Annotated in this window: 7 protein-coding genes; 4 read left to right on the top strand and 3 right to left on the bottom strand. The window is 68.5% G+C overall.

The annotated features are described in order from the left end of the window. Positions 1-31: 31 nt before the first annotated feature. Genes EV137_RS38920 through EV137_RS38910 form a run of 3 tightly spaced genes read right to left on the bottom strand, consistent with a single transcriptional unit; the run spans position 32 to position 4,193 of the window. Positions 32-1,306 carry a glycoside hydrolase family 28 protein gene (locus EV137_RS38920; RefSeq protein WP_134133143.1) on the bottom strand — a complete coding sequence of 425 codons (1,275 nt, stop codon included), beginning with the start codon at positions 1,304-1,306 and terminating at the stop codon, positions 32-34. Then, entirely contained in the window at positions 1,303-2,781 is a 1,479-nt protein-coding gene (locus EV137_RS38915) for a glycoside hydrolase family 28 protein (protein ID WP_134010704.1), read from the bottom strand. Before EV137_RS38915 ends, EV137_RS38920 begins: the two co-directional genes overlap by 4 nt. Before the next feature lie 11 nt (positions 2,782-2,792). Continuing rightward, positions 2,793-4,193: a glycoside hydrolase family 28 protein gene (locus EV137_RS38910; RefSeq protein WP_202871340.1), complete on the bottom strand. Its 1,401-nt coding sequence runs from the start codon at positions 4,191-4,193 to the stop codon at positions 2,793-2,795. A gap of 155 nt (positions 4,194-4,348) precedes the next feature. On the opposite strand from EV137_RS38910, the gene EV137_RS38905 reads away from it, so the two are divergent. The 4 genes from EV137_RS38905 to EV137_RS40925 all read left to right on the top strand — a co-directional run bounded on the left by EV137_RS38905 (position 4,349) and on the right by EV137_RS40925 (position 12,247). Continuing rightward, positions 4,349-5,734 carry a glycoside hydrolase family 28 protein gene (locus EV137_RS38905; protein WP_134133141.1) on the top strand — a complete coding sequence of 462 codons (1,386 nt, stop codon included), beginning with the start codon at positions 4,349-4,351 and terminating at the stop codon, positions 5,732-5,734. A gap of 24 nt (positions 5,735-5,758) precedes the next feature. Then, positions 5,759-6,766, top strand: coding sequence for a LacI family DNA-binding transcriptional regulator (locus tag EV137_RS38900; protein WP_134010708.1), 1,008 nt, complete (start codon positions 5,759-5,761; stop codon positions 6,764-6,766). A gap of 280 nt (positions 6,767-7,046) precedes the next feature. Continuing rightward, the gene (locus EV137_RS38895; RefSeq protein WP_134133140.1) at positions 7,047-9,077 is read left to right on the top strand and encodes a beta-galactosidase; all 2,031 of its coding nucleotides are present in this window, start codon (positions 7,047-7,049) and stop codon (positions 9,075-9,077) included. Next, complete coding sequence (locus EV137_RS40925) at positions 9,074-12,247, top strand: glycoside hydrolase family 2 TIM barrel-domain containing protein (protein ID WP_202871339.1); 3,174 nt, start codon at positions 9,074-9,076, stop codon at positions 12,245-12,247. Before EV137_RS38895 ends, EV137_RS40925 begins: the two co-directional genes overlap by 4 nt. The last annotated feature ends 18 nt before the right edge of the window (positions 12,248-12,265 follow it).

Genomic DNA, 12,265 nt, shown 5'->3' with positions numbered 1-12,265 from the left:
GCGGCCCGGGCCGAGGCGGGCCGCCCTCATTTCACCTGATCTGGTGAACGTCCTTGACCGGGTGCCCGTTGACGGTCACGGTCTCGAACGTGAGCCCGGCATGTTGCACCGTGCTCGGCTGGTCGACGGTGAAGGTGCAGTCGACCAGCCGGAAGTCCTCGATCCGGGAGTTCCGGTAGCCGCGGAGCAGCAGCGCATTACGCGCGCGCTCGACCTTCACCCCGCGCAGTTCGACGTTCCGGACGTACGGCGTGAGCGGGCCGGCTTCACCTTCACCGCGGTGGAAGTTGCACTGGACAACTTCCTTCACGACCTCGGACACCGTGATGTCGCGCAGGTAGACGTTCTCCACGAAGCCGCCGCGGACCGCATTCGTCTTGATGTACAAGGCGAAGTACGGCCCGCCGATCCGGCAGTTGCGGACGTACACGTTGCGGATGCCGCCGGTGAGGTCCGAGCCGAGCGTGATCGCGCCGTACTTGACCCGCAGCTCGCAGTTCTCGATCAGCACGTCCTCGGTCGGTACGTCGACCCGTAGTCCGTCCGCCTCGCGACCGGACTTGAGCGCGATGCAGTCGTCGCCGGCGTCGATGACACAGCCGGAGACGACGACCGAGCGGCACGACTCGAGGTCGATGCCGTCGTTGTTCGGCCCCTGCGAGTCGATGACCAGGTCGCGGATCGTCACGTTGCGGCAGAGCACCGGGTGGATCTGCCAGAACGGTGAACGAACGACGGTCACGCCCTCGATGAGCACGTTGGTGCAGTTGTACGGCTGCACGAAGGACGACCGCAGCCGGTCGCCGGCATCACGGTCCGCGAGCGGTACGCCGTACCAGCTCTGCTCGCGTAGCCGCTTGAAGTCCTCGTCGCACTCGTGGAACCACTGCCACCACGTGTCCCACGATCCCTGCCCGTCGAGCGTCCCGGTGCCGGTGATCGCGATGTCGGTGCAGCCGTTCGCGTAGATCATGGGGGAGTGGTTGAGCACCTCGAGTCCCTCGTACCGGGTCTCCACGACCGGCAGGTAGTCGGCCGGATCGGTGCTGAACAGCAGCGTGGCGCCCTCACTGACGTGCAGCTCGACGTACGACAGCAGGTGGATCTTTTTGGTATGCCATTCGCCGGGCGGTACGACGACGCGCCCGCCACCGGACTCGTGACAGGCCAGGATGGCGGCCGCGATCCCGGGACCGGCGTCGCTTTCGACCGCGCCGTACGACGTGATCGGGAAGTCGACTGCGGGAAAGACGGGCGGCCGGACATCGGCCAGGATACGGTCGGCGTCAGCCCAGCCGGGGGTCACGTGAGCTGCGCCGGATCCGTGATGAGCTGACCGTTCACGTGGAAGTTCTGGAACGTCAGCTCGGTGTCCTGGATCGAGCTCGCGGCGTCGATGCTGGTGTACGTGCAGTCGATCACCCGGAAGTCCTGGATCGGCGACCGGGGGTACCCGAAGATCGAGAACGCGTTCCGCGCATGGCCGACGTTCACGTTGCGCAGCTCGACGTTCCGCACCCGCGGCGTCAGCGGTCCGACGTCGCCCTCGCTGCGGTAGAAGTTGCAGGACACGACTTCCTTGGTCAGGTTCGAGATCTCGAGGTCGCGCAGGTAGATGTTCTCGGCGAAACCGCCGCGGACCGAGTTCGTCTTGATGTACAGGCCGAAGTACAGGTTCGGGCTGCCGACCGTGCAGTTGCGGACGAACACGTTCCGGACGCCGCCGGTCATCTCGCTGCCGATCGTGATCGCGCCGTACCGGATGTTCAGCGTGCAGTCCTCGATGAGGATGTTCTCCGACGGCACGTTCACGCGCAGACCGTCGGCGCCGCGGCCGGACTTGATCGCGATGCAGTCGTCACCGCAGTTGAACGTGCAGTCCTGGATGTGGACGTACTGCGAGCTCTCCGGGTTGACGCCGTCGTTGTTCGGGCCGCGGCTGTCGATGTGGAGGCCGCGCACCGTGATGTTGCGCGACAGCACCGGGTGCACCTCCCAGAACGGCGAACGCAGGATCGTGACGCCCTCGATCAGCACGTTGCGGCAGGACTGGGTCTCGATGAACGCGGCGCGCAGGTGGTGGCCGTCGCCGAACACCCGATCCGCGACCGGTACGCCGTCCGCCGCCATCTGCTGCAGCGCCTGGGCGTCGGGGCCGGACGGGGTGACCCAGGACCACCAGTTGTCCCAGGTCGCACCGCCGTCGAGCGTTCCGTTGCCGGTGACGGCGATGTTCTCGCAGTTGCGCGCGTAGATGAGCGGCGAGTAGTTCATGCACTCGGCGCCTTCGAAGCGGGTCAGCACGACCGGGAGGTACTGCGCCGGGTCGGTGCTGAAGAGCAATGTGGCGCCGTCGGAGACGTGCAGGTTGACGTTGGACTTGAGGTGAATCGCGCCGGTCAGGAAGGTGCCGGCCGGTACGACGACGCGCCCGCCGCCGGCCTGATGACAGGCGTCGATCGCCTTTGCGATCGCGCCGGTCGCGAGGGTGGTGCCGTCGGGAACAGCGCCGAAGGTGGTGATCGAGAAGTCGCGGGCGCGGAATCGCGGCGGCCGGACGGTGGACAGGATGTGGCCGACATGACCCCACCCGGGCCCCGGGTCGATCCCGGCCGAGGAGCCGAGCTGCGCCGCCGCAGTACCGCTTCCCGCACTGCCGCTTCCGGTGCCTGCGCCCGCGCCTCCCGCGGCGGCAGGGCCGGCGCCGAGGCTCGCGGCCGTGCCCGCGAGGGCCGCGGCACCGCCCAGGCGGAGGAAGTTCTTCCGAGTCAGGTCGTCCATGTGAGGCTCCTTCAGTTGTCGACGCGGGCGCCGTTGATCCAGACCTGATCCAGGCGCAGTCCCTCGACGTTCTCGATCACGTTGTCCTCGGTGATCGCGTCGAAGCGGCACTGGTGCAGGTGGATGTCGCGCAGCGGGTCGTCGGTGAGGCCGAGCAGGTTGAGGGCGCGCGGCGCGGACGCGACGGTGAGCTGGCTGATCGTGATGCCGTGCACGTCCGGCGGGTACGCCCCGGTGGTCACGTTCGCGTAGTTGAGCACGATCTCGATCGCCGAGTCGGCGGCCTGCCCGACCGTCACCCGGCGTACGTCGATGTTGCTGATGGTCCCGCCGCGGGCCGGATTGCTCTTGATCCGGATCGCGCGCTCGAGGTGCGGGCTGCTCATCCGGCAGTCGCGGACGAAGATGTCCATCACGCCGCCGCTGGTCTCGCTGCCGGCCGTCACGCCGCCGTTCCCGTCGGCCATCTCGCAGTTCCGCACGACGGCGTACCGGGCCGGCACGTTCACCCGCCGGCCGTCGGCGTCCTTGCCGGACTTGAACGCGATGCAGTCGTCGCCGGTGGAGATCGTGCAGTCCTCGATAAGTACGTCGGTGCAGGACTCCGGGTCGATCCCGTCGTTGTTCGGGCCGTCCGGGCTGTCGACGGTGACGCCGCGGATCGTGACGTTGCGGCAGAGCACCGGGTGGATGTTCCACATCGGCGAGTCCTTGACCGTGATGCCGTCGAGCAGCACGTTCTCGCAGCGGTTGAACTGCAGCAGGTTCGGCCGGAGATTGTGACCCGCGCCGAACACCCGCTCCTCGACCGGAACGCCTGCCGTCGCCATCTGGATCAGCAGCGTCTTGTCCGGTCCCTCGTTCGGCGGCGGCCCGCCGGTCCAGTCCCACCAGTGCGTCGCGTCGGCGCGTCCGTCGAGCACACCCTGCCCGGTGACCGCGATGTCGCGCTGACCGTACGCATAGACGAAGGCGGAGTAGTTGTAGCACTCCGTGCCCTCGTAGCGCGTCGCGACAACCGGGAGGTACGCCGCCGGGTCCTGGCTGAACGCCAGTCGCGCACCGGCCTTTAGGTGCAGGTCGACGCGGCTGAGCAGGTGTACGGCGCCGGTCCGGTAGTCACCCGCTGGTACGACGACGTGTCCGCCGCCGTGCCGGTGACAGGTCTCGATCGCCGCGCGGAGTGCCGCCGTACAGTCGGTCGCGTCGTCGCCGACCGCGCCGAAGTCGGTCACGTCGTACCAGCGGTCCGGGAAGCGCGGCGGGCAGATCCTTCGCAGGATCGCGGCCACTTGCGCGTCCGGTGCGGTTTCGGCGGCGGCCGGGGCGGTACCGCCGCCGAGCAGGGATCCACCGGTGAGAGCAGCTCCACCGGCGAGCAGGACAGTACGGCGACTAACGGGGGCGGTCATCCGCGGCTCCTAGCGTGCAAACGATTGCAACCGATCGTGCCTTTCATGCGGTGGGCTGTCAACGCCTGGCTGTGGACGAAGGCTTGACCGGCCCCGAATCTCTTGGATACTTGCGGGCAAAGCTTTACCTCACCCGCCCTGAGGAAGGTTGTCCTATGCGTCCCACTCGTCGTCAGCTGCTCGGTGTCTCACTCGGAGGGGTGGTTGCTGCCGGCATCGGACTGCCCGCGGTCGCCGCCGATCAGGAGGCTCTCGTCAGAGCGCGGATCCGGCCGCCGCGCTTCCGGGACGCCTGGTTCCCGATCACGGCGTACGGCGCGACGCCCGACGACGCGACCGCTGGGATCGCCGCGGCCATCTCCGCCTGCCATCACGCCGGTGGCGGGCATGTCGTCGTACCGCCGGGGGTGTGGCAGACCGGTGCGATCAACCTGTTGAGTCACGTCGACCTGCACCTGGAGGAAGGCGCGACGCTGCGGTTCAGCACCGACCCGGCGGCGTACCTGCCCGTCGTGCGGACGCGGTGGCAGAGCGTCGAGGTGTACAACCACTCGTCGCTGATCCGCGCCGAGGGGCAGACCGACATCGGCATCACCGGCAAGGGCACGCTCGACGGTGCCGGCGACAACGAGCACTGGTGGTACCTGATCGGCAGCGGCCAGTACGGCTGGCACACCGGCCTGCCGAACCAGCGCGCCGACTGGGGCGAGCTGGAGCGGATGAACAACGAGCAGGTCCCGGTCGAGCAGCGTGTCTTCGGTGCGGGGCACTACCTCCGTCCGAGCTTCGTCCAGCCGTTCCGGTGTACGAACGTGCTGATCGAGGGCGTGACCGTGAAGGACTCGCCGATGTGGACGATCCATCCGCTCGAGTGCCGCAACGTCACCGTCCGGGACGTCACCGTCAGCAACCTGGGCCCGAACGGCGACGGCTGCAATCCGGAGTCCTGCACCGACGTACTGATCCGCGACTGCACGTTCGCGACCCACGACGACTGCATCGCGATCAAGTCCGGCCGGGACGCCGACGGACGCCGGCTCGGGCTGCCGTCGCGCGGGATCATCGTGGAGGACTGCACGTTCCTCAGCGGTGGCGCCGCGGTCGCTGTCGGAAGCGAGATGAGCGGCGGAGTCGAGGACGTCTTCGTACGCCGTCTGTACGCGCCGGCCGATCCGGCGGCCGACGAGGCCTACCTGCAATGGCTGCTCTGCGTGAAGTCGACCTCCACCCGCGGTGGCTATGTGCACAATGTCGATGTCCGCGACGTGGATTCGCGGGCCTGGATGTATCGTCCTTTGGAGGTTACTTTCAGCTACCAGGGAGGTGGCGACCAGTCGCTGTTCCCGGACGTGCGCGGCATCCGCTTCGACCGGGTCCGGGTGGCCCGCGCCGAGCGGGCGTACCGCATCGTGGGAGCGGAGACCAAGCACATCACCTCGGTGGCGATCACCGACAGCCGGTTCGACGAAGTCGCGGCGGAAGCTGTCGTACAGTACGCCGACGACGTGACGATCCGGAACGTGCGGATCGGCCAGACTTAAGGAACATGGGCTGAGAGGAAGACAGTGGCGGAACGGGTTCGGTTGATCGACGTGGCACGCGAGGCCGGTACCTCGGTCTCGACGGTGTCGCGGGCGCTGAACGGTTCGGACCTGATCTCGCCCGAGGTGGTCGCGCATGTGCGCGCGGTCGCCGGCCAGCTGGGGTACCGCGCCGACAAGCGAGCGCAGGAGTTCAAGCTCGGTCGCCCGCTGACCGTCGGCGTGACGGTGCCGGACCTGACGAACCCGTTCTTCTCCGAGGTTCTGAAGGGCCTCAACGCCGCCGCGCGGGCCGGTGGGTACCGGTTGCTGATCGGCGAGAGCAGTGAGGACCCGGCCGAGGAGTTGCGACTCGTCGACGAGCTCGTCGACTACTCCGGCGCGCTGGTGCTCTGCAGCTCGCGACTGACCCGCGCCGGCCTGGAGAAGGCGCTGGCGCAGCCGGTGCCCGTGGTCTGCATCAACCGCACCGTGAAGAACGCCGGCGTGGTGGCGATCGACTACCGCGCCGCCTCGCGACTCCTGCTCGAGCATCTCACCGGTCTCGGCCATCGCCGGGTGCTGTACGTCGGCGGTCCGGCCACGTCCTGGTCCGATGGGGAGCGCCGACGGACGTTGCGTCGTACGGCGCGGGCGCTCGATGTGACTCTGGACGAGATCGACGGGGGCTGGTCCGGCAACCACGGGTACGACGCCGGCCCGACGGTGCTGCACAGCCGGGCGACCGCGGTGATCACCTTCAACGACCTGGTCGGGATCGGCCTGCTGAGCTGGATGTACGACAACGGCGTCGAGGTGCCGTCCGAGCTGTCGGTCGCGTCGTACGACGACATTCCGATCGCGGCGTACTCGCGGCCGCCGTTGACCTCGTTGCGCAACGAGCGGGCCAAGCTGGGCGAACTCGCCTGGGAACAGCTGACCAAGCGGCTCGCCGGCGCCGACTGGCCGGCGCCGGACCTGCTCACCCCGGAGCTCGTGGTGCGCGCCAGCACCGGCCCGGCCCGGCGACGAGCGAGGATCCGCGCAAGCTGAGCCCGGCACGCCACTCCGGCGCGCACTCCCCGCGCGCACTCCCGTGCGCCGCTCCACCTGCGCCACTCCACGCGCGCGCTCCACGCGCGCACTCCACGCGCGCGCTCCACGGGCGCCACTCCACGCGCGCACTCCACGCGCGCACTCCCCGTGCGCGCTCCACGGGCGCACTCCTCGAGCTCCACTCCTCGGGCGTAGCTCCCTGTGCCCGACTCCTCTGTGCGATTCTCCTGTGTGCAAACGATTGCATGGGTGGCGTGGTGTCGGTTAGCGTTGGCGCATGCTGCCGCCACATGTCGTGCTGGGGACGGCCTACTACCCGGAGTACCTGCCGCGCTCACTCGGTGATCGGGTCCCGACCGACCTGGACCTGATGGTTGCGGCGGGCATCACCGCCATCCGTGTCGGTGAGTCGGTCTGGTCGACCTGGGAACCAAGGGACGGCGTCTTCGACCTCGAATGGATCCGCCCGGTACTCGACGGTGCTCGTGACCGCGGGATCGGCGTGATCCTCGGGACGCCGACGTACGCCGTGCCGCCGTGGCTGCAACGCGCACACCCGGAGATCGCTGCCGAGCGACAGACCGGCGTACCGGTGCCGTGGGGGATCCGGCAGGAGATCGACTACGGGCAGCCCGCGTTCCTGTTCCACGCGGAGCGGGTCGTACGGCGGATCGTGGAGCGCTATCGCGATCATCCGGCGGTCATCGGGTACCAGGTCGACAACGAGCCCGGTGTGCTGCTGGCTCACAACTCGTCCGCGTTCGAGGACTTCGTGGCTCGATTGCGTCGGACGTACGGCGACGTCGAGGCGCTGAACGAGGCGTGGGGATTGACGTATTGGTCGCATCGGTTGAGCGACTGGTCCGAGCTGTGGCGGCCGGACGGGAACAGCACGCCGTCGTACGACCTGGCCTGGCGGCGGTTCCAGGCGGCGCGGACTTCTGAGTTCATCGGCTGGCAGGCCTCGTTGCTGCAGGGGTTGCGGCGGCCGGGGCAGTTCGTCACGACGTGCCTCGCGTACGACCGGCCGGCGGTCGCCGACGTACCGCTGACGTCACAGCTGGACGTTGCGGCAGGCAACATTTACGTCGACGTCCAGGGCGGGTTGACTCGGCCGGCGGATCCATCGCGGCTCGAGCCGGGATGGATCGGGCGGAGTGTCGCCGAGTTGTTCCTGGCCGCGGATCGGGTCCACGGGTCGCGCGGTGAGCCGTTCCTGGTGACCGAGACGAACGCGACGTCGATCGGCGGCGCGCACCAGAACCGGCCGCCGTACGACGGGCAGCTCCGGCAGCTCGCGTGGGCGATGGTGTCGCGTGGTGCGCGGATGGTCGAGTACTGGCACTGGCACTCGATCCATCACGGGGCAGAAACGTTCTGGGGCGGGATTCTCGGGCACGATTTGGAGCCGGGACGGGTATACCGCGAGATCGCTGCGATCGGGGCCGAGTTGGCGGCGGCCGGGTCGTCCGTGGTCGATCTGACGCCTGATGTGGACGTCGCGGTGCTGTGGTCGAACGAGAGCGACTGGGCGATGCAGTGCCAGCCGCCGTTGGCGACGCACGGTGGTATACCGGACAAGGCGTCGTACCGGACGATCGTGGAGGCCTTCTATTCGGGGACTCTGGACGCCGGGTTGCGGCCCGGTGTGGTGCCGGTCGAGCGGCTCGAGGCTGCGTTGTCGGCTCCGGTGGTCGTCGCGGCCGGGCTTTACGTCGCGTCGGACGCGGTGCTGAATCGGTTGGTCTCCTATGCGCGGGACGGCGGGCATCTGATCGTCGGACCGCGGACCGGGTATGCGGATCTGGAGGCCCGGCCGCGTCCTGAGACCGCGCCGCCGCGGTTGCGGGAGGCGGCCGGAATGGCATACCAGGAGTTCGAGAACTTGGAGTCGGCGATGCCGGTGAGCGGGTTGGACGGGCATGTCACGCGGTGGGCGGAGACGTTGCTCGTGGACGATGCCAACGTACTGGCGACGTACGAGCATCCGACTGGACGCCGACCGATCGTCACCAGCAAGCAGTTCGGTGCCGGGCGGGTGACGTACGTCGGGACAGTGCCGGATCGTGCTTTGGCCGCGGCATTGCACGGCGAGTCGCGGCTGTGGGCTCCGTCGGTGACTGCGCTGTCGGCGGTCAACGCGGCGGGGGAGCGCCTGTGGTTCGTCCACAACTGGTCGGGAACGGCAGTGGTCGTCGAGCCGCCGATGGCTGTCGTGCCGCTGGTGCCGGTGGAGTCGGGGCAGGGTGCGTTGGCGCGGGTTGAGTTGGGGCCGTGGGATGTTCGGGTGCTCAAGGAGGCGCAGTGAGGTACTTCGAGGATCTGACGCCGAGCACCGGGGCGCGGGAACCGCGGGCGTGGCTGCGCTCGTCCCGACCGCGGATCAGCCTGAACGGGCAGTGGAACTTCAAGCTCTGGGACAGCGCGCCGGATGGTATGCCAAAGGTCGAGGCGGACTGGGGCGAGCTGACCGTTCCCGGGCACTGGGTACTCCAGGGACACGACCGACCGCGGTATACCAACACCGCGTTTCCCTTCCCGATCGATCCGCCGTACGCACCGGACGCGAACCCGACGGGCGACCACGTCCGGACGTTCGAGCTGCCGGACGACTGGCCGATCGACGGTGCGGTCCTGCGGTTCGAGGGCGTCGACTCGTGCTTCAAGGTGTGGGTGAACGGCGTCGAGGCCGGGACCGCGAAGGGGAGCCGGCTGCCGAGTGAATTCACGGTCGGGCAGCTGTTGAGGCCGGGGCGGAACACGCTGGCTGTGCGGGTCCACCAGTGGTCGTCAGGTTCGTACCTCGAGGACCAGGACATGTGGTGGCTGCCGGGCATCTTCCGGGACGTGACCCTGCTCGCGCGCCCGTTGATCGACGACGTCTTCGTGCACGCGTCGTACGACCACCTGACCGGCGCCGGGACGCTGCGAGTCGACGTCACGTCGTTGGGCTCATCCTCGGTGTCGGACTCGGTGCCGGGTGCGGTTGTGCGGGTGCCCGAGCTCGGGGTGGTCGTCGAGCCTGGTGTGCCGGTGACGATCAGTGGGGTCGAACCGTGGTCGGCTGAGCTGCCGCGGCTGTACGACGCGACGGTCGAGGTGCCGGGGGAGACGGTCGAGCTGCGGATCGGGTTCCGGACCGTGGCGATGGTCGACGGGCTGTTCACCGCGAACGGGAAGCCGTTGTTCTTCCGCGGCGTGAACCGGCACGAACACGACGAGCGGCGCGGCCGGGCGATGACGATCGAGGCGATGCGGCAGGACCTGGTGCTGATGAAGCAGCACAACATCAACGCCGTACGGACCGCGCACTACCCACCACATCCCGCGTTCCTCGACCTGTGCGACGAACTCGGGCTCTGGGTCATCGACGAGTGCGACATCGAGACGCACGGCTTCATCTACACCGACTGGCGCGGCAACCCGGCCGACGACCCGGACTGGGCGCCGATGATGCTCGACCGGATGCGCCGGATGGTCGAGCGCGACAAGAACCATCCGAGCGTGGTGATCTGGTCGCTGGCCAACGAGAGCCACCGCGGCCGGAACTTCGGCGAGCTCGCCGCGTGGACGCGGCGGCGGGATCCGGAGCGGGCAGTGTTCTACGAGCGGGACCGGACGTACGAGTTCTCGGACTTCTACAGCCTGATGTACCCGCCGCTGGAGGACCTCGAGGCGATCGGGACGCGAACGGAGGACGTGCCGGAGGAGACCGCGGAACATCCTTCGCTGGAGGCCAGGCGGCGTGCGCTGCCGTTCATCCTCGCCGAGTACGCCCATGCGATGGGTAACGGTCCTGGCGGGTTGGCCGACTACCAGCGGATCCTGGAGCACTACCCGCGGCTGCAGGGCGGCTTCGTCTGGGAGTGGATCGACCATGGCTTGTTGTTGCCCGGCGCAACAGACCACGTGTACGGCGGCGACTTCGGCGAGCGCCTCCACGGCACCAACTTCTGCATCGACGGTCTGCTGTTTCCTGACCGAACCCCGTCTCCGGGCCTCACCGAATACAAGAAGGTCCTGGAACCAGTACGCATCACCGGCCCCGACCCTCTAACCATCCACAACCACCGAACCTACACAGACACCACCGACCTCCAATTCCACTGGACCCTCATCCAAGACGGCCAACAACTAGCCACCGGCCACCTGCCCCTCCCGCCCATCCCCCCAGGCCAATCCACCACCATCCCCCTCCCGCCCGCCACCCCCGCGGCCGCGACCCCCACGGCCGCCACCCCCGAGGCCGCCACCCCCGAGGCCGCCACCCCCGAGGCCGCCACCGGCGCCACCGCCACCTGCGCCACCGCGACCGCCACCGGCGCCACCGCCACCTGCGCCACCGCGACCGCCACCGGCGCCACCGCCACCTGCGCCACCGCCACCTGCGCCACCGCCACCTGCGCCACCACTCCCGCCCGCCCCGCCGCGCCCGCGTCGACTGCCCCAGCCTGCGCTCTACCTGAGGCTGGTCTCGCCTCTTCATCTTCTGATGGAGAGCGGGTGCTGACCGTGTATGCGGTGCTGGCGAAGGACGAAGCGTGGGCTACTGCCGGGCATGAGGTTGCCTGGGCCCAGTTCGTGCTGGATCAACCCACCGAGACACCTGCCACCTCGGCGACTCCCGTGGTGGACAACGGAGAAGTGCTAACACTCGGTGGAGGAGAGTTCGACCGTCGTACCGGCAAGCTGACCCGTCTGTTCGGACAGGTGGTCGACGGACCAGAGCTGGACCTCTGGCGTGCCCCCACCGACAACGACAACGGCCAAGGCGGCCGGAACGGCGTCACCCAGGAATGGCGAGCCGCCGGCCTCGACCGACTGCTACACCGAGTCGACGCCGTAGAACTGCAGGACAACGAGCTAATCGTGCGCACGAGAGTAGCCCCCGAAGGCCTCGGCGTCAGCGTGCGCACGACGTACAGCTGGACCGCCAACGAGCACGGCCTCCAACTGACAGTCGACGTACAGCCGGAGGGTGAGTGGGCCGGCACAGCTGTCACACCACGCTGCGGCAGTTGGCCGCGCGTCGGCGTACGGCTGACGCTCCCCAAGGAGCTGGAGAACGTGCAGTGGTACGGCGGTGGCCCGGGCGAGGCGTACGCCGACAGCCGCGAGGCAGCCCGAGTGGGACGGTACGCATGCACCGTAGACGAGCTGCAGACGCCGTACGTCGTACCGCAGGAGAACGGCTCCCGCATCGACGTACGCTGGGCTTCGCTGACCGATGCCAACGGCAACGGTTTTCGAGTCGCCGGTACGCCGCACTTCCAGCTCACCGCCCGCCGCTGGACCACCGAAGACCTGGAACGCGCCCGTCACCGCTCGGACCTCACGCCCCACGACCACATCTACTTGAACCTCGACCTGGCCCAGAACGGCCTAGGCTCAGCCTCCTGCGGCCCACCTGCCACCCAGCAACACACCCTCGAAGTAGCGCCCTACACCTTTACTCTCAGATTCCACCCATACAGTTGAGAGCTGCACCGAATCTCC

The organism is Kribbella pratensis, assembly GCF_004366075.1.
Classification (GTDB): Bacteria; Actinomycetota; Actinomycetes; order Propionibacteriales; family Kribbellaceae; genus Kribbella; species Kribbella pratensis.
This window is presented reverse-complemented; position numbering and strand designations above follow the sequence as displayed.

Excerpts from the sequence above, each read along its gene's own strand:
- EV137_RS38915 (WP_134010704.1), bottom strand. The coding sequence starts at position 2,781 with ATGGACGACCTGACTCGGAAGAACTTCCTCCGCCTGGGCGGTGCCGCG.
- EV137_RS38910 (WP_202871340.1), bottom strand. The coding sequence starts at position 4,193 with ATGACCGCCCCCGTTAGTCGCCGTACTGTCCTGCTCGCCGGTGGAGCT.
- EV137_RS38905 (WP_134133141.1), top strand. The coding sequence starts at position 4,349 with ATGCGTCCCACTCGTCGTCAGCTGCTCGGTGTCTCACTCGGAGGGGTG.
- EV137_RS38895 (WP_134133140.1), top strand. The coding sequence starts at position 7,047 with ATGCTGCCGCCACATGTCGTGCTGGGGACGGCCTACTACCCGGAGTAC.